We start from the raw sequence: 22,041 nt of genomic DNA on the forward strand, positions 1-22,041 counted from the left end.
GCTCTTTAGAAACTGGCGAATAATAAATTACTATAGTCTAGCGATTATTCAAAAGAAATTTGAAAGAGCTCATCGTCTTACAAACAAGATGAGCTCCGACTAACATTTAGGAATAGAAATGTGCTATCAATTTTTGATTAACTTAATATAAACTTAAAAATCTTAAATTTGATCGTGTTATGGCCGGATTTAGAGGCTCTCCCTAGATAAGAATCATTCACCATCGTCAATTTTTAATTTTCTTTGCTTAATTATTTTTAGAGTGTCAACAATTCAGATTTGTACAAGGCTAGTAAAGCTTGGCCCTATAAAAAAGAGGACTCCCATTTAAATCCTTTAAATGTAAGTCGTCTTTTTCTAATTTTACTTGCGATTTTATCCCATGTTTTATTTCCCACTCAAATACCTGTACTCTCTCCTTTAAAAAGAGCGATGTCTTTTTTTGTAAATAATAAAAGATGCTAAAACGATGACAAAAAAGGCACCGAGCTGCCATTGTTTAAAATCCCCATCTATTACTATGGCAATAAAACTAATAACACATAAAATTACGGCTATTTTTATATTCATACTCCTACCTCCATCACTAGTTTTAAAAAAGTTGATAGTAATATACGATTTATTCCATTTCTTGGTCCTCATCAAAAATTAGAATATCTACAAGCATGTAAGATTATAATTTTTTGTTTTTGCCCCTCAGATAGATTATTTCCTTTCCTCTAAATTACTACGGAATTATTGGATATTTCAACCAACGAGTTACATAATTCACAAATTATACAATTTTACCATTTGTTTACATTTTAAAGAATATTGATAACTTAGTAATAAGATAATTATTTTCTCTTTTATAACTGGATAAATACTAAAGGTGCATGTTTTAAAAAAACATGTTCTTTGGGAGCAGGCATACGATTACGGGAAGATGTAAAGGAAACAAATGCGCTCATACTCCGTCCTCTGCTTTGGTTATCAACGGTTACAGTGAAAAAACGTACAAAAAAAGACAAGCCCATTGCTTTAGGCTTGTCTTTTTCATGCAGAACATATGATTGAAATCTATTATTTCTTCTCATCTTTTTTTCGATGATTCAGATCGATAACCAGCTCTCCAATCCCCATTGCAATCAATCCATTAAGCAATGCGAATAATGGTATTGCTGTTTCTCCACCATGTTTTGAGAAAATCGACATCACGACTAAAAGGCTGCTAAATAATACAAACACCAACCCTAATATATACAACGCACGCCCGACGAACATTCTCTTCACCTGCTTTACAATTTATACGGAGCATTTGCCTCAACAATATTGTTCAAGCCGAGTTACTTGTGAGCTATACGAAAGCCCTGCATTCTTATTTCGATGCCTTGACTGTCTTAATTTTCGTAATAAAATAATAGTATTTATAAATGACTACTAAAATGAGAATCACTCTTACAGACCATTTGTCGACGGTAAAGAAAGCAATCGCAATCATACTGTCGGCAAATAAATTTAACGTTATTTTTTGCTTAAGAGTCATCGTTTTATTGGTCACAAACTCCTCTAAATGCTTCTTGTATATCGTCGTTCCTTTAAACCACACCGCAAATTTTTCCGATCCTTTTACAAAACAATAGGATGCTAATAGCAGCAAAGGTGTCGTCGGGATAACTGGTAAAATGATCCCTAACAGACCAATTCCTAAACTTACAAACCCTGCACAAATTAATAAAAAATTAGTTACTTTTTTGATACAATCACCTTCAAGACAAGTTTACTGATCTTTATTATAAACGAAAAATCGATCAGGCGTCCCCAATCGATTGTTTCGGTCATTATTTTTGCCCAGTATAAATATGAACGGCATCTCTTAGAAACGCTGCCATACCAGGCTGTTCCTTATCATAGTATGCTGTGAATCTTTCATCTTCAACGTACATTTGAGCAAGCCCTGCATGTGCCTCCTTACTGTACTCTGTCCAGTAATAGGTGAGCCAGCGCTTATGCAGTTCCGCTGCCTTTTGAGCCAGTTCACCAGCAGGATCTCCTGTTGCAAAAGCTTCCGCCAGAGCTTCCCTTACTTCCGCTTCAAGCTTTGTCACAGCCTCATAATCCTCTTGACTCATATTCATCAATTTTGCATTTGATTGATTCACCGTGTCTTCCCCATATTTTTCACGAATTTCTTTCCCGTATTTACGCTCATTCTCATCAATCATTTTCTTCTTAAAGCCTTCAAATTTTTCCTGGTCGCTCATATTCATTCTCCCTTCTGCTGAAGCAATTGTTTTCTCTACATTTGTGATGAGTAAATCCAACTGCTTTCTTTTTTTAAGAAGCTGTTCTCGATGCTCGTTTAATGCTTTTTCAGCATCGAAAGAAGGTGCAGTCATGATTTCCTTAATCGTCTCTAACGCTATGCCCAATTCACGATAAAACAGGATTTGCTGTAATCGATCGACTTCCTTTTGACCGTAGATGCGATATCCTGATGAATTAACTCTTGCCGGTGTCAATATCCCGATTTGATCGTAATAACGCAGTGTTCGAGAACTGACTCCCGCCAATTGAGCCAATTTCTGCACCGTATATTCCACAATCGTTCACCTCCTTCTGTTTACACGATAAACCTTGACGTAACGTAAAGGTCAATAGGTTTTCTTAAAAATTTTTCTTCATCTATAAAAACAGGAATTTCAATCAGGTTTACCGAATAATTAATGAGATAAAAGGAGCTGAGATCATTTGTATATTCCCTCTTATTTTAAAATTGACGACAAAGCGACTATGCTTTCCCTTATAAAAGATTATAGCTTTGCAACACTCTTTTCAATCCATGATGGCATCCCAGTAGCTACTCATTTACCACTCATATTGAACAGGGATAACACCTATTTATATGGACATTTTGCCCGACCTAATCCACAATGGAAGGACATAAAAGCTCAAACAGTATTAGTAATTTTCCATGGTCCCCATTGCTATATTTCACCGTCCTGGTACGAAACGAACCAAGCTGTTCCAACATGGAATTACGTAACGGTTCATATATATGGTGAGGTTGAATGGGTCGAAAATGAACAGGAGTTAAATGAATCTCTTCATGAAATCGTGTCAAAATACGAACCTCCTAATAGCCCGTATAACTTAGAAGAAATAGATGATGCTTTTCTTTCTGGCATGAACAAAGGAATCCAAGGATTTAAAATAAAAATCAATAAAATGGAAGGAAAAGCAAAATTAAGTCAGAATCATCCGGAAGAGAGGCAACGTCTTGTCGCAACTAAACTGGAACAAAGTTTACGGACGGATGAACAAGAGATTGCAAAATTAATGAAAGAAAACTTAAAGAAAGAGTTATATTAAAAGCCGTGACTGCTTTGCCACGGCTTTGATTTATTTGATCCTGATTTTTTCTTCTCCATAAATCCATTCCGGAAAGAAGGAGAGTTCTAACGTTAGCGGATTAGGTTGGCTTTTCAAATGGGGAATTTGTACCCCTATTGCTGCATATCCTTCATCACGATATCCAGACCAAAAGCTTGAGTCAATATCGATTTTCTTTCCTTCTCCATTAACTACTTCATTAAAAAGTCCGTACGGAAATTCTTTCTCCGTATATAAGTTAACCCTGATCTCATTCGTGGATACAGTGAGATCTCTCAATTTATTTCCCTTAGGCTGTTCGATGATTTCTTCCTTTTCCGTATCAATCACAAGCGAACTATCTTCTTTATCAAGTGCTTGAATTTTATTGAAAGCAAGATAAAGTTCTTCCGGCTCCTTAAAATAATTGCTTTGCAAATAGATGAGCCATTCATCTCCCGAAAGTACATTTTTAGTAATTCCATTTTTGATTTTTGACCATGTCTCTCCATTCCCATCGACAAGGCGGAGATCTTCAAACTCCAATAGCTTCTTCGTGTTGTTCGGATCCAGTTTGACATGGACACCAACCCTTAACGGATAAACAGTCGCCTCTACCAAATGAATTTTCTGTCCTTCGATTGTTACTGTTTGATTAATCGCATACGTCTTTTTCGCTTTAATCTCTCCTTTTAAAGTAAAAGGAAGGTTGTACGTATCACCTTTCAATTCTATCTCGAGCTGCAACTCTCTTTCAGCAAATGGATTTTCAAAGAAATATTCAATCGTGCCGTTAAAGGTTTTTTCCCCTTTTTCGGAATAATGAGGTGTACCGAAGGAGTGTGAGCCATACTTCACTTCCTCCCCTTTCATATTTTTCAACACGACATTTTCCATCATGATTTCCGTTTGCTTCTTTTCTGAATTTATCGTATAAAAAAGGACCAATCCATGCTCATCCACAATAGCCCCATCAATGACTACCTCCATCCCATTCTTTTTCTCCGAAACTTCAATCGGCTCGTAATAGTCATGTTCAATCGCCGTCATTATTCCTTTATCATGGCGGATCAACTCGACGATTTTCTCCATTCCAGGAATCTCAGCAATATAGTTCGCAAATGCAGGTGACACACGAATGGATGTGAAAAAAATGAAAAACAAGGCTGCAACCACCGCAGCATTCAACCACCATTTTTTTCGCTTTTTCTTATCAAATTGAGCTTTGCGGAAACCAGCTTCAATGGCTTCATTGAGCTTATCCTCATTCAAGGCTAATTGTTCCAGGTTTTGATTATATTTCATGAGCTTTTCCTCTTCATTCGAAAACATTTAGTTCTCTCCCTCCTCGGAAAATTTCGATCTCATCTCTTGCAGTGCTTTGTGAAGCCATGTCTTAATCGTCCCTTCTGGACAATCCATGGCATAGGCAATCTCCTTTATTTTCAATCCATGTAAATACTTAAGAGTAAGCAGCTCTCGAGACCGTGAATCTAAGCTTTGCAACACATCCTCTATTTCCAATGCTGAATGAGACTCTGACACCCCTTGCGCTTGTATATAATCCTCATTCAAGACTTCTCGCTTTTTTTTCTTCAGTTGATCTTGGCAATAATTGATCATAATTCGCATCAGCCATGTCTTAAAGTAGGCTGGTTCTTTAATTTTTCTAATGCTCTTGTAGGCCCGATACGTTACTTCCTGAATAGCTTCAAGCGCTTCTTCTTCATTTTTTAAAAAAGAAAGGCCGGTTTTATATAAATCTATTTTGTACATTTTCATAAGCTCTATAAAAGCAGCTTCATTTCCAGCAATTGCTTTTATAACAAGCTGTTCATTCGTCGTCAACTCATTCCCCCCTACTCTGTATATATTAGACCGCCAAACCAAAAAAAGGTTTTAACATTTTTTTCGAAAAATATGGCATATAGTTGCATTTCATGTATAATTATTCCGAATCGGATTTAATTCTCATTAATAGATTCAAAGTCAATCGTATCATAGTCTTTACAAATATTTGCAAGAGGGAGGTTGCCATGTTTTGAAAAACGAAACGATTATTCAATTTCAGCATGTAACAAAACAATATGATGACGATCCACCAGTCCTTAATGATGTAAGTTTTGAGATCGAACGCGGGAAGTTTTACACACTGCTTGGTCCGTCAGGTTGTGGAAAAACAACGATTTTGCGTTTAATCGCAGGATTTACAGAAGCTTCAAAGGGCGAGATTTACTTTAATGGAAAAAAGATCAATGATGTCCCTGCCAACAAAAGACAGGTGAATACGGTTTTTCAAGACTATGCTCTTTTCCCTCATCTAAATGTGTACGAAAATGTTGCATTTGGATTACGGATAAAAAAGATGAACCAAATTGACATAGATCAAAAGGTAAAGGAAGCTCTTAGCTTTGTGAACCTCAAGGGCTATGAGAATCGAGAAATTAAGGAAATGTCAGGCGGTCAAAGACAGCGTGTCGCCATTGCTAGAGCGATTGTGAATGAACCAGAGGTCATTCTCTTGGATGAACCACTCTCAGCACTTGATTTAAAGCTCCGCTATGAAATGCAGTATGAACTGCGCGAGCTGCAGCAGCGACTTGGAATCACATTTATTTTTGTCACCCATGATCAAGAAGAAGCACTCGCCATGTCGGATGAAATATTTGTCATTAACGAAGGAAAAATTCAACAAAGTGGCACACCAAAAGATATTTACGATGAGCCGATTAACCGCTTTGTTGCCGACTTCATCGGAGAGTCTAATATTTTGAAAGGACGAATGCTTGACGATTATCTTGTCGAATTTGTCGGCAAACGGTTCGAGTGTGTAGACCAAGGATTGGACAAAAATGAAACAGTGGAAATCGTCATCCGTCCTGAAGATTTAGAAATTACCAGCTTCGATAAAGGAAAGCTGCAAGTGCGTGTTGATTCACAGTTATTCCGTGGCGTTCATTATGAAATTAGCTGCTATGACAAGGACGGCAATGAATGGCTTGTCCATTCTACAAAGGCAGCAAATGTTGGGGATGAAATCGGCCTTTACTTTGACCCTGAGGCCATTCACGTTATGCGCTTGGGAGAAACAGAAGAAGAATTTGATAAACGATTAGAAGCTTATGGCGATGGAGATGATAGCCATGGAGAATAAGCTCACCCGCAATCTATATATGGTCCCTTACGCATTGTGGATTGCCTTGTTTGTTATTGCGCCGATTATTCTTGTCCTTTATTATTCCTTTTTTGATATTGAAGGTAATTTTTCGCTTATAAACTACCAGAATTTTTTCACACCTGTGTATTTGAAGATGACATTAAGTTCCTTTTGGTATGCCTTTTTAATCACCCTATTTTCGTTATTGGTCGCATACCCAACGGCTTACTTACTAACGAAAACAAAGCATAAGCAATTATGGCTTTTATTAATTATTGTACCTTCTTGGATCAATTTACTCTTAAAGGCATACGCGTTTCTTGGAATTTTCGGTACTTACGGTGTGACAAATAACTTTTTAGAAGCAATTGGAATCGGAACACAGCAAATATTATTTACGGACTTTAGCTTTATTTTTGTATCGGTTTATATCTTTATTCCGTTTATGATCTTACCGATCTTTAATGCTTTAAATGAATTAAATCCAACATTAATTGACGCGGCGAACGATTTGGGGGCGTCAAGATGGACAACATTTCGCCGTGTCATTTTCCCTTTAACACTTGATGGCGTAAAAGCAGGCTGTCAGGTTGTCTTCATTCCTGCGTTATCTCTATTTATGCTTACTCGTTTAATCGCTGGAAACCGAGTGATTACATTAGGTACAGCAATTGAGCAGCATTTTCTTGTCACACAGGATTGGGGCATGGGGTCGACGATTGCGGTTTTCTTAATTATTATTATGTTTCTGTTTATGACAATAACAGGTACTAGAAAGCGGGGTATATAAGTTGGAGAGAAACATATCCCCTTTATCGAAAATCTTTTTATTCATCATCTTTTTCATTCTCTATGCACCGATTTTTTTCTTAGTGTTCTACTCTTTTAACAGCGGTGGAACGATGTATAACTTTGAAGGCTTTACATTGGATTGGTATAGGGAGTTATTTCAGGATACAAGGCTTTTAATTATTGTCTTAAACACGCTTGTAATCGCGCTTTTATCCGCATTAATTTCGACGATCATCGGTGTTTTAGGAGCGCTAAGCATTTATCAAGTAAAGAAACGTCGGGCGAAAAATACGATTCTTTCATTAAATAATGTCTTGATTGTCAGCCCGGATGTTATTATCGGAGCCTCCTTCCTTATCCTATTTACAATGGCTGGAATTAAGCTCGGTTTTTATTCCGTTCTGCTTTCCCATATTGCCTTTAGCATTCCCATTGTCGTGTTAATGGTTCTGCCAAAACTAATGGAGATGAGCCCTACATTAATTGACGCCGCGCGGGATCTTGGTGCAAGTAGGTGGAACGTGCTGACTAAGGTCATTTTGCCTTTTATAACGCCAGGGATATTTGCTGGTTTTTTCATGGCATTAACGTATTCACTCGATGATTTCGCCGTCACTTTTTTCGTAACGGGAAATGGATTCTCCACTCTTTCCGTCGAAATTTATTCTTTAGCACGCAGAGGTATTTCATTAAATATTAACGCTCTCTCCACATTATTGTTCTTGTTTACCATTCTCCTTGTCGTGATTTATTACTTTATTACGCAGCGTAACAAGGCTCAGGTTGGAGGGATTCGCAAATGAACAAACTAATCCGCGTTTTTGCAGCTGTCGTGATTGCATCCCTGCTGTTGCTGTTTGCAATCAATCGCTTAAATTCAGCAGTAGGCTTCTCAAGCGACAATACATTAACCATTTATAATTGGGGAGACTATATTGACGATGACTTAATTGACCGTTTCGAAGAAGAAACAGGCATGAAAGTCATTTATGAAACCTTTGATTCAAATGAAGCGATGTTAACAAAGATTCAACAAGGTGGAACAACATATGACATCGCTGTTCCATCAGAATATATGATCGCAAAAATGCTGGAGGAAGACTTGTTACTGCCATTGGATCATTCAAAGCTGCCTAATCTTAAAAATATTGACGAGCGCTTCATCGATCTTCCATTTGATCCAGGCAATAAATTTTCTGTTCCTTATTTTTGGGGAACTGTCGGTATTGTCTTTAATCGGGAAATGCTTGGTGACATGGAGATAACAAGTTGGAATGACTTATGGGACCCTGCATTTGAAAATGAGATTTTATTAATTGATGGCGCCCGAGAAATTATCGGCATGGGCTTAAATAGCTTAGGCTATTCCTTAAATGATACAAATGTCGACCATTTAGAAAAAGCAAAAGCAAAGCTTGATACGCTTACCCCAAATATTAAGGCCATTGTTGGTGACGAAATCAAAATGCTCATCGCTAATGAAGAGGCAGCAATTGGCCTTGTCTGGTCTGGCGATGCTGCAGATATGATGTGGGAAAATGAAAACCTCGATTATGTCGTTCCATCTGAAGGCTCAAATCTTTGGTTTGATAATATGGTTATTCCTAAAACAGCGAAAAACATTGAAGGTGCCCATCAGTTCATTAATTTTATGCTTGATGCAGAGGTTGCTGCCCAAAACACTGAATGGGTAAGCTACTCCACCCCTAATAAAGAGGCTCTTCAATATATGCCAGAGGATATGGTTGAGGATGAACGCTTTTATCCGTCACCAGAGCTAACTGAAAAACTTGAGGTCTATGAAAATCTTGGCAAGAAAAACTTAGCCTTATACAACGATTTATTTCTTCAATTTAAAATGCATAGAAAATAGAGAAAACACATCCTGTTTAAAAATAAATGGGTTCCTAGTAGACTGAGTCAATTTTATTCATTCCACATTATAAAAAATAGGTCTTAAGTGATATAAATCACACTTAAGACCTATTTTCGACAAAATCGTATTAATTTCAAAAAAAATTTCAAAAAATCCCCAAAAAATAGTCAATATATGTCGAAATATATAAAATTATGGGTTATAATAGTTCAATAAATGATTCTATTTCAGCAGGAATATAGGTCGTTGACTTTTTCAAAAATAATCATATAGACCTATATAGACCAAAATGAAATTGATTCGACAATTAAATAAGGTTAATTTGGCAAAGCCATTGAAAAATGGGGACGCAAAGCTATAGGGGCTAAAGTATTCACATACCATGCCAGCCAGTTGCATGAAGAAAGACATAGTTGTTTTTATGATCCCTCATGCGTTGAGGGATTTTTTATGTTGAACATCATTTGCTTCCTTGATTACGGTCCGCTTTGCAAATAACTTAATAATTTCGTTAAAGGGGAATGTATCTTGAAAGTATTGACTCAATCGACACGATACGATTTACTGCGTGCTCAATTTAACTTGGATTCACAATCCGCTATGAATGATGAAATGAGAAACTCACTTAATCGAATTTTTTCGTATGTGTTTAACCACACAAAAATCATGTATCTTGAATTTATCGACGAGAAGGTTTGCTGCAACTACATTAAATTTCATCATGCTAACCAGTTCGAAGAAGTCAGTTACATGGAAACATTAAAAGATATTAAAAACTTTAACAATTTTATTCAAAACATAAAGTCAATAAAAAATGCACCAAATATAAAACCTTCTATTATCAATTATTCCTTCTGGATGAGGTTAGATAAATAATTTCTAAAAAAGCGGCCTAAACGGTCGCTTTTTTAATAAGGAAAGACAAACGGCTAATTACGTTGTAAAAAATGTAATCAGCTGCTTGTCTTCAAAACAAAAAGGATACGTAATTTTGAATTTTCTTACATCAATTTGTCCGTCCTGCCGCTTATCCCGAGGTTGTTTTTCCTCTGAATCCCAGCAAGAATAAACTTCAATTGTTTCTCCCACTTGCAAGTGCTCCTTTAAATAAGCAAATAATTCTCTAAAACATTTTTCATTGCATTGATACTGAATACGGTTTTGAAAATAATCCTCCCCAGTCAACTGAAAAGAACCGTCTAATTCATACATATAACGCTTATTGATGGGTAAATCCTTTGCTAAAGCTGAATCCCGCAGCTCACTAACTGTAATAAAGGCAAAATCGATTTCCGTTTCGTATACCTTAACCCACTCGTTTTCAAGATCGGATAAATCCAAAACATTTCTCAAATCATGTTTATTTTTTGGCTTTGGAATGTCTCTCATCTTTTTTAGAGTATAATTTTCCCCAAAACTCCCTAAAAGGAGCGGTTTATCCGCCCCTAAATAATGGTATAGTGTCATATAATCAGCTCCAACAAATTAGTTCATCACCCATTTATCCTTTAAGAAAAGAATTCGACCAATAATGAAAAAGACAATAATACATGCTACATTACTTCCCACTACTAAAAGGATATGTCCTAAATCAATTACACCAAACATTAGCTCCTTTATTAAACTATATAAGTTTAAAATTGGAATAACAAAATGCTGCATCGTCAATTCATTAACTCCTGTACTAGTTAAAAGCATCATTGGTAAAATACTTAACATCATGATGGGTGAAGCATAGCTTCCCGCCTCTTTAATTGTTTTTCCTACAATACTCGTAATCATTAAGATTGAAGCATTAAACATCGCATATAAAATCGTAATCAAAAAGGCAACTAATATAATTAAATAAATATTTTCATCAAAAGTAAGTGCCTGTTTCAAATTTTCGGTTAAAAAAGTAATTTCTAAGACGACAACTAAAAGGGTAATAAGTCCGGTGACAGCTCCTATCGTTGTAATTGTCAACCATTTGGAGACAAGCAATGTTGAACGACGTACTGGTGTCATCAGCAATGCTTCCATCGTCTTTCTTTCCTTTTCTCCGGCAAAGAGGTCTGCAGCTGCTGGAGAAGCGCCAACTCCGATAGCAACTACTAAAATCATCGGCAATAATAACCCTAAAATTTGAATCATTGAATTTTCTTCAGAAAGTTCCCTTTGTTCCACAGTAAACGGGTGAACAAGGTTCGAATCGACCCCGGATTCCTGTAGCCTTGTATCAATAACAGCTTTCTCGTAAATATTTAAGGCATCTGTTACCAAACTGATAAGATTAGCCGAGTTTTGGCTAAATGAATCACCAACGATCGTTGCCGTCGCAGCTTCTCCAGCTTGTACCTTCGATGCAAAACCTTCCGTTAACAATAATGCGGCTTGTGCTTCACCAGCTTGGACGACAGCTTCCGGATCCGCAGTTTTCATCAGTTCAATATTTTCATAGACAGCAAAAATATTTTCTTCTTCGGCTAAAATTGTTGAACTCACGGCTAGTGTTAATGAATCATCTGCGCCATCCGAGCTCAGTTTTTCATAAAATAGCGTTAAACCGCTCATCATGATAATTGGTAAAAATACAGTTAACAGTAATGTACGACGGTCACGGAAACAGTCCTTTATTTCCTTTAAATAGATATTAAGAAGCATAATGCTCATTCCCCCTTACAAGTTTGCTCATGAAAATATAATTCAAATCAGTGCTTCCTTCTTCCTTATAAAGCTCCTGCAAACCACCATGATAGACAAGCTCGCCTTTATGCATCATCGCAACAGAGTCACAAAGCAATGACACTTCCTCCATAATATGGCTGGAAAAGACGATTGTTTTCCCTTCCTGTTTAAGCTGATGGACTAGCTGGCGAAAAACATTTGAAGATGTAATATCCAAACCTGTCGTCGGCTCATCAAAAAGAATAATCTCAGGATTATGAATCAACGCTCTTGCAATCGCCACCTTTTGCCGCATTCCCTTTGAAAATCCTCCAACCTTACGATTTAAGTAATCTCGCATTCCAAACATTCGCGAAAGTTCATCAATGCGCACCTTCGTTTCATGCTTGCTTAAGCCGTATAATGTCGCAAAATACTCTAAATTTTCTCGAGCTGTCAAGCGATCATATAATCCTGTTTCTCCTCCGAAAAGGACACCAATCCGCTTTTTGATTGCTTCCGGATTTTTGGTCGTGTCATATCCTGCCACTTTGACTGAACCATCAGTTGGTGTAAGCAATGTGGCAATCGTTCTTAGCAGCGTTGTTTTCCCTGCGCCATTCTCTCCGAGAAGCCCAAGTACTTCCCCTTCTTCCACCTTAAACGAAACATGTTTTAGTGCTGTAAAAAAAACTTTTTTATCTTGAAACTGCTTTGTTACTTTTTGAATTTCTATCATCTTTCTTCCACCTCATTTGTGTCATTTCTTGTGTTTATCATACAAACAAAATGAAATGAAATCTTCACTTATGTCGTGAATATTCCATTTCATGTCGTAAATAGGTCATTTTTTCATCTTTTGATGGTAAAATGGAAAGAAAAGTATTCGAAAATTGTCATTTCAAGAAAATTGCAGCGAGGCGAAATAAATGAGAATTGGTCTTGTAGATGATCGTCCAATTGATTTGGATAAATTAAAGGGTATTATAGATGGAATATCAGGAATAGAAATTGTTTTTGCCACTCTTTCTGCTGAAGAGGCCTATGAACAAATTAAAAAAGAAACGATTGACTTATTGATTGCTGATATTGAAATGCCCAGTCTTTCAGGCTATGAGCTAGCAGATATTATCCATTCACACGCGCTTAATATAGCCGTTATTTTTGTAACGGGAAACAGCGGTTATGCTGTTCATGCATTTGAATTAAATGTCCATGACTATATTATGAAGCCTTATTCGAAAGAACGGCTCATCCACTCAGTTGAACGTTTATTAGAAAAGACAAAATCAACAGATATTGCTGGAAGGCTTTATATAAAGAGGAAAAATGACATCCATATCATTCAAAAGAAAGATATCGTTTTTATCGAACGTTCTGGACGTTCAACAACAATTTTTACAAATTCGGGTCCAATTAAAACGTATCAAACTTTAAATGAATTAGAAGGGGAATTACGGGAAAGAGACTTTATCCGTTCACATCGCTCTTTCATCATCAATATTCATTACGTTAAAAACTTTTCCTTATATGCAAAAAACTCCTATATTGTAACTTTCGAAGGAATAGAGGAACAAGCTATGATCACAAAGGAAAAGGTTGACTTTTTACAAGAGAATTATTTTTAGAGGTGAAACAGTTGAAAATCAAGCTTTATTGGGGGATGCTCTTCTTGTTTGGAGTACTTCATCTCTTCATTGTATCGGGAGCACTCATCCCTGCATTCATCATCGCAGCCCTATTTACCTTCATATTACAGAAGAAAATGATCATCCGTATCTTCTCTCTCGACAACACGGTGAATGGCCTTTTACTAATCATCCAAATCGTGCTTCTTTTATTGCAATTTCATGAAGCCTCCAATTGGGTATATATCATCATACTACTTAGCTTTATAATCATCGAATATATTCGTCTTAAGCTGTCGCATATATTCTTTTTCATGAAAAAAGAAATTGCTGGATTTGAAGAATATCGGCACCAATTAAACGAGACCTTTCGCATCGTTAGAAGCGAACGTCATGACTTTCTAAAACATATTTCTGCCCTCCATTATTTGCTGGAGAAAGAGCAAAATAACGAGGCGAGAGTTTATTTAACAAACTTAGTAGATGGATATGAAGAAACAAATCTTTCTATTAAAGGCGAACAGGGCAGCGTCGCAGGGATTCTTCATCAAATGTATCAAAGAGCAAAATCTGCCAATATTGAGGTTGTTTATGACCTTGAAGTTCCGCTATCTTCCCTTCCCCTTGCCGACAAGGAGATTGTCACATTAGTGGGAAATCTTTTAGCAAATAGCATTGAGGCCAGTGAAGAATGGCAAACAGCACGCGGAAAGCAAGCCAATATAACACTGCAGTTTTACAAAAAAAGCGGTCTATTCCTTTTAATTTGCAAAAATAATAGCTTGCCAATTCCTGTCTCCATCCTCGATCAGCTCTATGATTCTTATGGGCATACGACAAAAGGAGATGGCCATGAGGGACTCGGCACAAAGCTCATCCAAAACATTGTTCAAGACCATCAAGGCTTTCTCGATTTTACCCATAAGAATGAAGAATTTCACGTAAAAATTAAAATCCCCGCGATTCGATAAAAAAACAGTGGCTCTCATGTATTTGGCATGGGAGCCACTGTTCTTATTTCAGAAGGCTGTATTTGTCATCTCGGATTGCTCCACTTGGAGTGGTCTATGAGGACATGCTTGGCTTTGTTTTCGCTATGCTTTGTCCTCATGAGCCCTTTATGAGGACACACTTTGCCTTTTTTGGCTGTTCTTTGTCCTCATGAACCCTTTATGGGGACACCATTTGCTTTGGTTGGCTGTTCTTTGTCCTCATGAACCCTTTATGGGGACACCATTTGCTCTTTTTGGGCTTTCTCTGTCCTCATGAGCCCTTTATGTGGACATCATTTGCTTTGTTTAGCTGTTCTCTGTCCCCATGAACTCCTTATGTGGACACCATTTGCCTTTTTTGGCTGTTCTTTGTCCCCATGAACCCTTTATGTGGACACCATTTGCCTTTTTTGGCTGTTCTTTGTCCTCATGAACCCTTTATGGGGACACCATTTGCTTTGGTTGGCTGTTCTTTGTCCTCATGAACCCTTTATGGGGACACCATTTGCCTTTTTTGGCTGTTCTTTGTCCCCATGAGCGCTTTATGTGGACACCATTTGCTCTTTTTGGGCTTTCTTTGTCCTCATGACCCCTTTATGTGGACATCATTTGCTTTGTTTAGCTGTTCTCTGTCCCCATGAACTCCTTATGTGGACACCATTTGCCTTTTTTGGCTGTTCTTTGTCCTCATGAACCCCTTATGAGGACACACTTTCCTTCGTTTTAACTGTTCTTTGTCCTCATGAGCCTTCTATAAGGACACCATTTGCCTTTTTTGACTGTTCTCTGTCCCCATGAACCCCTTATGAGGACACACTTTCCTTCGTTTTGACGATCTCTGTCCAAATGAACCCTTTATTGGGACAAACTTACTCTGTACTGAGCTTTCTTTGTGCCTATGACCCCTCTAAAAAAACATACTGCGCGAGTTTTGTCTCCACCAAGCCATGATAGTAGTGATGCGCTAATAAAAAGAGGAGTTGCACCGCTCTATTGCTTTTTCATGTATTCAATTGTCCGCCTTAGTCCTTCTTGGTAGGACGTGCGCGGAACTTCATCAAACATTTGTTCATATTTAGAGCCGTCAAGCACAACTGGTTCTTCATTTAAGTAAAACATTTCCACTACTTCTCGCATGAATCGATTAAAGAGGCCAAGGAATTTAATCATATTTTTTGAAACTGTGGAAACACCTTTTTCATAGCCAGTTAATTCCCGCAAAATCGCAATGATTTTCTTTCCAGATATCGTTCCGTAGGCTGGAATATTCCAATTTTGACCATAGCTTCTCTCATCGAAAGCTAAATTCACAATTGCTTTGGCGCCGTCAGGGGTAAAAATAAATTCCCTTCTAATATTTTGATCACCGACATAGAGGGCTCTTTTTCCTTTTACAACACTATCAAGTGTATAATGCAACAGCGTATTTTGTGCGTTAGGGCCATAAAAATCGGGAAAGTGAGCAATTAGGGCATCCACTTCTGATTGTTTAATTAAATTTTCCACATTTAAGCGCACTCGTCCTTTTTGCGTATGGGGATTTTTCGGGAAATTTTCATTTACCTTTTCTCCAGCACTGCGCCCATATGCATATATATTATCTACGCAAGCAAGCTTTGCCCCACAATCTTTAGCAGCCAGAATAATATTTTTCATAAATAGCTCCAGCTTTTCTTCCCATTCAGGATATGGAATATTAGCCGATTGGAAAATGACATCCACATCCTTCGCTGCCCTCTTGATATCTTCTACCTCAAAAATGTCGCCTGCAAAAAAATGCAAATTTGGAACGTCACCAAAAAGGGATTCAAGTTTACTTTTTGTTCTCGCAAATGCAGTGACCTCTACTCCCCGTGCTATTAATTCGTTAACAATCGAAAATCCCATTCCACCTGATGCTCCTAAAACAAGTGCCTTTTTCATTCTTCTTCCTCCTTTTATTGACCACTGGTTAAATACAATTAAAAAAAATTAGTGAATGGCTCTTAACAGAAAATTTGCATGAGCCTCGGCCAAGCCCTTCACCTCTTCAAATCCGACAACATGACGGCAATAGTGCGTCACAAAGCCGTGTAATGAAAGAAAAATGAACCATACATCTTGGATTGAAACATTCTTTCCACATAAAGAATAAACACTTTTCGCAAATTTTTCATACGTATGGTTCGGTTCCTCATTAATAAAGTTTCTTACCTCTTCATCTTTGATTAGAAACATTATTTCATAATGGCTTTGATAAGTTAGCCCAAATTTGATAAAGCCAATAAAAATCTCCTTTAATTTCTCACCAGGTTCCATCTCTTTTTTCATGATCTGATCTAATACTGTATTTAACATGGAAAAATGATTTTCTACTAGCGCATAAAAAAGCTCTGCCTTATTTTTAAAATGATAATAAAGCGCTCCATGACTGTACCCTAATTCCTTCGCAATTTGTCGCATTGATACATGCTGGTAGCCTTTTTCAGAAAAGAGATCTCTTGCTGCATCCATTATCATTTCTTTTGTCAATTCTTGTTGTACAGTCCTTCTCGGTGTCATATTGCCCTCCTAACTAATCTTTTAATAATTACAGTTTAAAATATATTTAACCACCGGTCAATTAAAACAAAGAAAAAAGCAGAAATTTTTCAATTTATTCCTGCTTTTCTCCTTTCAATACGATAACCTTGCTTGCACCGCTCGTTAACATCCTCGACTACAAAAAGATGGTTTTCTGGCTTTCTCCACGGTCCGGAATATAACAGAGCTGTCCATCACTTAAAGAATCTAGCTCCATTTCAGTACCTGCAAAAAATGCATTTAAACTAATAAGTATAGCAAGAATAAAGAATTCAACACCTTAGAAAGTCATCTACCAAATTGATTAGCCTATATGAATCAAAGCAGAATGAGCTTTTTCACCTTCTACTTAAATAGCCTCTTCATTAAGCTGATCGAAGGCTTGCGTTCAATCTTTAAACTCCGGCACTCTCTTATTACTGTACCCTGACCTTCAAGGGGTTGTTATGTTACATTGCTTAAAAGATATTTACACTCTAGTTGTTTGCTTCTCGACATCTTCATGATCTTTAGATAAAAACCATCCTGCTGCCGCAATTCCAATTAAAACAGTATAGAAGATCAGCTTCCATAATGTCGAGTGAGCGAACTCATATGGGATGACTGCAATATCTGGATGCGCTAATGTTAATACAACCAGTTTTACCCCAACCCAGCCGACAATGGCAAATGCAGCCAACTCAAGACCTGGTCTTGCATGAAGGAGCTTCACAAATAAATTTGCTGCGTATCTCATAATGATGACTCCGATTAAACCTCCGGCAAAAATAACTAAAAATTTTCCTCCATCCATTCCGCCAATGTGAGGAAGGTTTGTGTTTGGCAGCGTCATTGCCAAAGCAACTGCTGCCAAAATAGAATCAATCGCAAAAGCAATATCCGCAAGCTCTACTTTGAAAACTGTCATCCAAAATCCAGACTGCTTTTTGGGCTCTTTTTCCTCTTTCTCTTCTTCATAATTTTTCTTCACAAACTTTCGTACGATGTGATTGATCGAGATGAATAATAGGTAGAGGGCACCGATAGCCTGAACTTGCCAAACATCAACAAGAAAGGAAATGACAAACAAAGAAACAAAACGAAAAACAAACGCACCCGCCAACCCATAAAATAAAGCCTTTCTTCTTTCATCTTCTGGGAGATGCTTTACCATTATCGCCAGCACAAGTGCATTATCTGCAGCTAACAGGCCTTCTAAAGCAATAAGCAAAAGCAACACCCAACCATATTCTAATAAAATTGAAATATCCATGTTAATTCTCCTCCTAGTTCGTATCATTATCTTTTTATCTTTTCCAAAAATCGCTTAAATCACATTGCCTTCACCTTCCTTATTCTCACTAAATAGAAAAGGCCTTTACCGATATCGGTAAAGGCCTAAAAACAAACAAAAAGACCTTTACCAGTGGTAAAGGTCTTGCTAACTGTCGGTTTTAACGATTATGACAAACCAGTCGCCAACAAAGCCGAGAGACAAATATCTCCGAAATGACGACTTTGTTGTTAAAGCTACTCCCCTTTAGGAGAACGATATTTGATTATATATTTACTATAATCGATCACTAAAACATTCGTCAATCATTATTTCGTTGTTTTAAACAAAATAATACAATTGTCCTCCATAAATAGTGTGATGGTGATGCTATTTTCTATAGGAGGAATTACGATGGAAAACAACCGTGATCGACGAGCGGTCGAAAAGCAATCAAATTGCTGATTTTGTTGGCAGTGTAACCCTTCGAAGGCTTGCTCTATCTATTTGGAAGAACAAAGATATCTTATTCATTCAGCGCATTATTTAGAGCTTCTGTGAAAACGTTAATAATATCAGCCGGATGCTCGATGCCAACGGATATTCTCACTAACTCCATTGTAATTCCTAGAGCTTCGCTTCGTTCAGGTGGCAAAGCTCGATGAGACGTCTTTAATGGATGAGAGACCGTCGTTTCAACTCCCGCTAGAGTTGGGGCAATTTTTATCCATGCTAACGATTTGAAAAAAGTATCCACATCTACCTTTTCCCCCAACTTTATTGTGACAATAGCACCAAAGCCATCGTTGGTTTGTTCAAACGGGTAATAGACCTTTTCAATATTTTGATTATCGAGCAACGCCTTGGCCAATTGTTTTGCATTTTCTGATTGGCATTTCATCCTCAGCGCCAATGTTTTGAGGCCGCGGCTTGTCAACCATGCTTCAAAAGGACTGACATTAGCGCCGAGATTCACAACCTTGGCTCTTGCCTTGGCAATTAAATCCTCTCTTCCTACTAACACTCCTGCAGTCACATCACTATGACCGCCGATGTATTTGGTTGCACTATGAACAACTAAATCGATCCCGATAGTATAAGGATTGCTGTGAAAAGGGGTCGCAAAAGTATTATCTACAAGTGTTTGTAAGTTATGTTTTTTTGCAAGCGTCACCACTTGATGCAAATCTTCTACTCTCAACAATGGATTGGTAATAGACTCTGTATATAAAAGCTTTGTATTTGGTTGAATGGCTCTCTCAACTTCTTGATACTCTGAAAAGGAAACAAATGTTGTTTCGATCCCAAGGTTTTGAAGCTCTTCTTTTAACAAAAAGAAGCTTCCTCCATATAAATCATCTGCAGCAACAATATGTTCCCCACTTTTCACAACAGCAAGAACCCCTGCTAAAATCGCTGATAACCCGGATGATGTGGCAATGCCAGCTGGAGCACCTTCAATTGCAGCCACCGCTGCTCCTAGTTCATCTGGATTTGGATTACCTGTACGTGAATACAAGTAATTTCCTTTCCCTTGATAATAATCTTCAAGCTCCTCCAAATCAGTAAACACAAAGGCAGAAGTTTGATAAATAGGGGTTACTTTACTCTTTATCGGTTTCTTATCCTCTCGATTTGGATGCAATAGGATCGTTTCAAACTTCTTTTCCAAAATATTCACCTTCTCCTTTAAATTCCATAGATTGATCATTAGATCAAACCTTTTGGAATTGCAAGCAAATATTTTTAGATAAGCTCGTGAACATCTTTATTTTGAATCGTCATTTTAAAAATTCGGTCGTATAAAATGGCAGAATAACGGTAGCTCTTAAGGCAATCCAAATCCTATAACTTTCAAGTAAATGAATCACTTGAGCATGATCAAATTCAAACTGGTATCCGATCCCTCCTAATATGAAAGCAGCTGGGAGAATAACTGAGCGGTAATTTTTTACTGTTTATATCACAATCGCATTAAATTTTTTAGTCCAGTGAGCCTTTGGTTTATGATAAACAGCAAACCAATGCCTATCGTGCGCCATTTTTAAAAGAAGAAGCATAGTCGTGCTTGTGACTATGGCACTTTCTCGTCCCTCGAAATGTTTGTCGGTGCGCAACAAAAATAAGGCTGCAGACAAACCTGATCTTCCCGTTTATCTACAGCCGTATCTCTTGATATAAATTAAGTTTGCTTAGTTGCCAACAAGTTTCGATTTTACTTGCGGTTTTGCTGTTTCTTGTTGGGGATCTTCCGATTCTGTTGAACGTTTAATAAAAAATGCTAGGATAAATGCCAATATCGTAATGATCGAAGCTATGAAAAAGGCATCATTAATCCCTTCTAACATCGCTTGCGCTTCAATTTGTAATTTCATTGCCTCTGTCGGCTGTGTCGTTAATGATTTCGCAATTTCTGTTGCATGTGTTTCAGTGCGGGTTGACATAACAGTGACTAACAGAGCCGTACCAATCGCACCTGACACTTGGTTAAGAGTATTGTTCATTGCCGTACCGTGCGGATAGAATCGTTTTGGCAATTGATTTAATCCGTTAGTGGAAACAGGCATCATGACCATCGACATGCCTAACATGCGAATCGCATGTAAAATCATGAGATGAGTATAACCTGTTTCAAACGTAAGTTTACTAAATAAAAAGGTTGTTACGATCATAATGCTCAACCCAATTATTGCTAAAATCTTTCCGCCAAATTTATCAAATAGTCTTCCTGTAACTGGTGACATCAATGCCATTGCTAACGCCCCCGGCAACATTAATAAGCCAGCATCCATTGGCGATATCCCACGCAATGTTTGGACATAAATGGGAAGCAAGAGCATTCCTGAAAACATTGCCATGTTGACAACCATCGTAATTGATGAAGAAAGGGCAAACATCGGGTATTTAAAGACATGGAAGTTCAACATTGGTCGCTCTAATTTTGCTTGGCGAAGAATAAACCACACTAATGTAACGACCCCTACTGTAATCGCGCCATATACGTGGATACTATCCCAGCCTTTATTTCCTGCTGAACTAAATCCATATAAAACTCCACCAAAGCCTAAGCTTGATAAAATTAATGAAAATAGGTCAAGGTGAAGATTTGATTTTTCCTTTTTATCCTTCAATAAGAAAAAGCCAAGAATGAAAATTGCTGCAGCTATTGGCGTAATGAAATGGAAAAGCATTCTCCAATCATAGTGCTCAATAATCCACCCTGATAATGTTGGACCAATTGCAGGTGCAGCCATAAGGATCAATCCAAACATCCCCATTGCTGTTCCCCTTTTTTCAACGGGGAAGCTTACTAGCATCACATTCATCAAGAGCGGCATCATCACCGCTGAACCTGAAGCTTGCAGCATCCGTCCCGCCAGCAAAAGCGGAAATGCATGAGCCATTCCTGCTACTACTGTGCCAATAGTAAATAAACCCATCGCCACTAAAAACAAACGGCGAACACTATATTTTTCAATTAAAAAAGCGGAAGTTGGAATTAATACTCCGTTAACGAGCATAAACCCTGTCGTCAACCATTGTACGGTTGACGGACCCACTTTCAATTCTCCCATAATGGATGGCAATGCGATATTTAATAACGTATTATTTAAAAACGCAATAAATGCACCAACCATTAAGATCGCAATGATGCCATATGGTGGACGACTAGACTTTCCAATCGTGTTATCCATTGTGTTTCCCCCTTAGACGTATAGTACATTATATTATACTCGGATTTCACATAAGACTTATCATATACCAGCCGTTCAAAAAAAGCAATT

General features: G+C 37.6%; 22 protein-coding genes and 1 riboswitch. Of the genes, 8 read left to right on the top strand and 14 right to left on the bottom strand.

Translation table 11 applies throughout. The features are described 5' to 3' along the window. Window positions 1–420 precede the first annotated feature (420 nt). The 4 genes from NST02_RS20490 to NST02_RS20505 form a co-directional block, all read right to left on the bottom strand. Window positions 421–570: a hypothetical protein gene (locus NST02_RS20490; protein WP_170211384.1), complete on the bottom strand. Its 150-nt coding sequence runs from the start codon at window positions 568–570 to the stop codon at window positions 421–423. 492 nt (window positions 571–1,062) lie between these two features. Further along, entirely contained in the window at window positions 1,063–1,263 is a 201-nt protein-coding gene (locus NST02_RS20495) for a hypothetical protein (RefSeq protein WP_095314149.1), read from the bottom strand. 94 nt (window positions 1,264–1,357) lie between these two features. Further along, complete coding sequence (locus NST02_RS20500; protein ID WP_095314151.1) at window positions 1,358–1,738, bottom strand: YbaN family protein; 381 nt, start codon at window positions 1,736–1,738, stop codon at window positions 1,358–1,360. An 82-nt stretch (window positions 1,739–1,820) separates the two neighbouring features. Then, complete coding sequence (locus NST02_RS20505) at window positions 1,821–2,582, bottom strand: MerR family transcriptional regulator (RefSeq protein ID WP_095314152.1); 762 nt, start codon at window positions 2,580–2,582, stop codon at window positions 1,821–1,823. A gap of 148 nt (window positions 2,583–2,730) precedes the next feature. Between NST02_RS20505 and NST02_RS20510 the strand changes: the two genes are divergently transcribed. After that, on the top strand, window positions 2,731–3,351 hold the full coding sequence (locus NST02_RS20510; protein WP_095314154.1) for an FMN-binding negative transcriptional regulator: 621 nt from the start codon (window positions 2,731–2,733) through the stop codon (window positions 3,349–3,351). A 30-nt stretch (window positions 3,352–3,381) separates the two neighbouring features. Here the strand turns inward: NST02_RS20510 and NST02_RS20515 are convergent, their stop codons facing one another. Then, on the bottom strand, window positions 3,382–4,656 hold the full coding sequence (locus tag NST02_RS20515) for a DUF4179 domain-containing protein (protein ID WP_170943659.1): 1,275 nt from the start codon (window positions 4,654–4,656) through the stop codon (window positions 3,382–3,384). Window positions 4,657–4,683: 27 nt separating this feature from the next. Next, entirely contained in the window at window positions 4,684–5,199 is a 516-nt protein-coding gene (locus NST02_RS20520) for a sigma-70 family RNA polymerase sigma factor (RefSeq protein WP_321177990.1), read from the bottom strand. A 193-nt stretch (window positions 5,200–5,392) separates the two neighbouring features. Between NST02_RS20520 and NST02_RS20525 the strand changes: the two genes are divergently transcribed. The 5 genes from NST02_RS20525 to NST02_RS20545 all read left to right on the top strand — a co-directional run bounded on the left by NST02_RS20525 (window position 5,393) and on the right by NST02_RS20545 (window position 10,052). Continuing rightward, complete coding sequence (locus tag NST02_RS20525) at window positions 5,393–6,505, top strand: ABC transporter ATP-binding protein (RefSeq protein WP_095314159.1); 1,113 nt, start codon at window positions 5,393–5,395, stop codon at window positions 6,503–6,505. Beyond that, window positions 6,495–7,298 carry an ABC transporter permease gene (locus tag NST02_RS20530; RefSeq protein ID WP_095314161.1) on the top strand — a complete coding sequence of 268 codons (804 nt, stop codon included), beginning with the start codon at window positions 6,495–6,497 and terminating at the stop codon, window positions 7,296–7,298. The genes NST02_RS20525 and NST02_RS20530 overlap by 11 nt, the downstream gene beginning before the upstream one ends. 1 nt (window position 7,299) lies before the next feature. Further along, window positions 7,300–8,103 carry an ABC transporter permease gene (locus NST02_RS20535; RefSeq protein ID WP_095314163.1) on the top strand — a complete coding sequence of 268 codons (804 nt, stop codon included), beginning with the start codon at window positions 7,300–7,302 and terminating at the stop codon, window positions 8,101–8,103. Beyond that, window positions 8,100–9,173, top strand: coding sequence for an ABC transporter substrate-binding protein (locus tag NST02_RS20540; RefSeq protein ID WP_095314166.1), 1,074 nt, complete (start codon window positions 8,100–8,102; stop codon window positions 9,171–9,173). The genes NST02_RS20535 and NST02_RS20540 overlap by 4 nt, the downstream gene beginning before the upstream one ends. 317 nt (window positions 9,174–9,490) lie before the next feature. Continuing rightward, a riboswitch (cyclic di-GMP riboswitch) is annotated at window positions 9,491–9,577 on the top strand. Between the two features lie 127 nt (window positions 9,578–9,704). Next, entirely contained in the window at window positions 9,705–10,052 is a 348-nt protein-coding gene (locus NST02_RS20545; protein ID WP_095314168.1) for a hypothetical protein, read from the top strand. Between the two features lie 57 nt (window positions 10,053–10,109). Here NST02_RS20545 and NST02_RS20550 read toward each other — a convergent pair whose 3' ends face one another. The 3 genes from NST02_RS20550 to NST02_RS20560 are packed head-to-tail and all read right to left on the bottom strand — an operon-like array spanning window position 10,110 to window position 12,561. After that, window positions 10,110–10,643: a hypothetical protein gene (locus tag NST02_RS20550; protein WP_340949691.1), complete on the bottom strand. Its 534-nt coding sequence runs from the start codon at window positions 10,641–10,643 to the stop codon at window positions 10,110–10,112. 18 nt (window positions 10,644–10,661) lie between these two features. Next, complete coding sequence (locus NST02_RS20555) at window positions 10,662–11,819, bottom strand: ABC transporter permease (protein ID WP_137744747.1); 1,158 nt, start codon at window positions 11,817–11,819, stop codon at window positions 10,662–10,664. Next, window positions 11,809–12,561, bottom strand: a complete 753-nt coding sequence (locus NST02_RS20560) for an ABC transporter ATP-binding protein (RefSeq protein ID WP_095314173.1) — start codon at window positions 12,559–12,561, stop codon at window positions 11,809–11,811. The genes NST02_RS20555 and NST02_RS20560 overlap by 11 nt, the downstream gene beginning before the upstream one ends. A gap of 190 nt (window positions 12,562–12,751) precedes the next feature. Here NST02_RS20560 and NST02_RS20565 point away from each other — a divergent pair, with 190 nt between their 5' ends. Together NST02_RS20565 and NST02_RS20570 are read left to right on the top strand one after the other, a co-directional pair. Next, on the top strand, window positions 12,752–13,450 hold the full coding sequence (locus NST02_RS20565) for a LytR/AlgR family response regulator transcription factor (protein ID WP_137744746.1): 699 nt from the start codon (window positions 12,752–12,754) through the stop codon (window positions 13,448–13,450). An 11-nt stretch (window positions 13,451–13,461) separates the two neighbouring features. Continuing rightward, window positions 13,462–14,421, top strand: coding sequence for a sensor histidine kinase (locus tag NST02_RS20570; protein ID WP_340949693.1), 960 nt, complete (start codon window positions 13,462–13,464; stop codon window positions 14,419–14,421). 1,011 nt (window positions 14,422–15,432) lie between these two features. Here NST02_RS20570 and NST02_RS20575 read toward each other — a convergent pair. From NST02_RS20575 to NST02_RS20595, 5 genes are all read right to left on the bottom strand, one after another. After that, window positions 15,433–16,365, bottom strand: a complete 933-nt coding sequence (locus NST02_RS20575) for an SDR family NAD(P)-dependent oxidoreductase (RefSeq protein ID WP_095309493.1) — start codon at window positions 16,363–16,365, stop codon at window positions 15,433–15,435. A 48-nt stretch (window positions 16,366–16,413) separates the two neighbouring features. Continuing rightward, window positions 16,414–16,983 (bottom strand): TetR/AcrR family transcriptional regulator, encoded by a 570-nt coding sequence (locus tag NST02_RS20580; protein WP_095309495.1) that lies wholly within the window; start codon window positions 16,981–16,983, stop codon window positions 16,414–16,416. Window positions 16,984–17,473: 490 nt separating this feature from the next. After that, window positions 17,474–18,256 (bottom strand): TerC family protein, encoded by a 783-nt coding sequence (locus NST02_RS20585; protein WP_340949695.1) that lies wholly within the window; start codon window positions 18,254–18,256, stop codon window positions 17,474–17,476. Between the two features lie 526 nt (window positions 18,257–18,782). Continuing rightward, window positions 18,783–19,928 carry a trans-sulfuration enzyme family protein gene (locus tag NST02_RS20590; RefSeq protein WP_340949696.1) on the bottom strand — a complete coding sequence of 382 codons (1,146 nt, stop codon included), beginning with the start codon at window positions 19,926–19,928 and terminating at the stop codon, window positions 18,783–18,785. Between the two features lie 520 nt (window positions 19,929–20,448). Further along, window positions 20,449–21,951 carry a DHA2 family efflux MFS transporter permease subunit gene (locus NST02_RS20595; RefSeq protein ID WP_095309504.1) on the bottom strand — a complete coding sequence of 501 codons (1,503 nt, stop codon included), beginning with the start codon at window positions 21,949–21,951 and terminating at the stop codon, window positions 20,449–20,451. Between the last annotated feature and the right edge of the window lie 90 nt (window positions 21,952–22,041).

It is taken from the genome of Robertmurraya sp. FSL W8-0741, assembly GCF_038004005.1.
Classification (GTDB): domain Bacteria; phylum Bacillota; class Bacilli; order Bacillales; family Cytobacillaceae; genus Robertmurraya; species Robertmurraya siralis.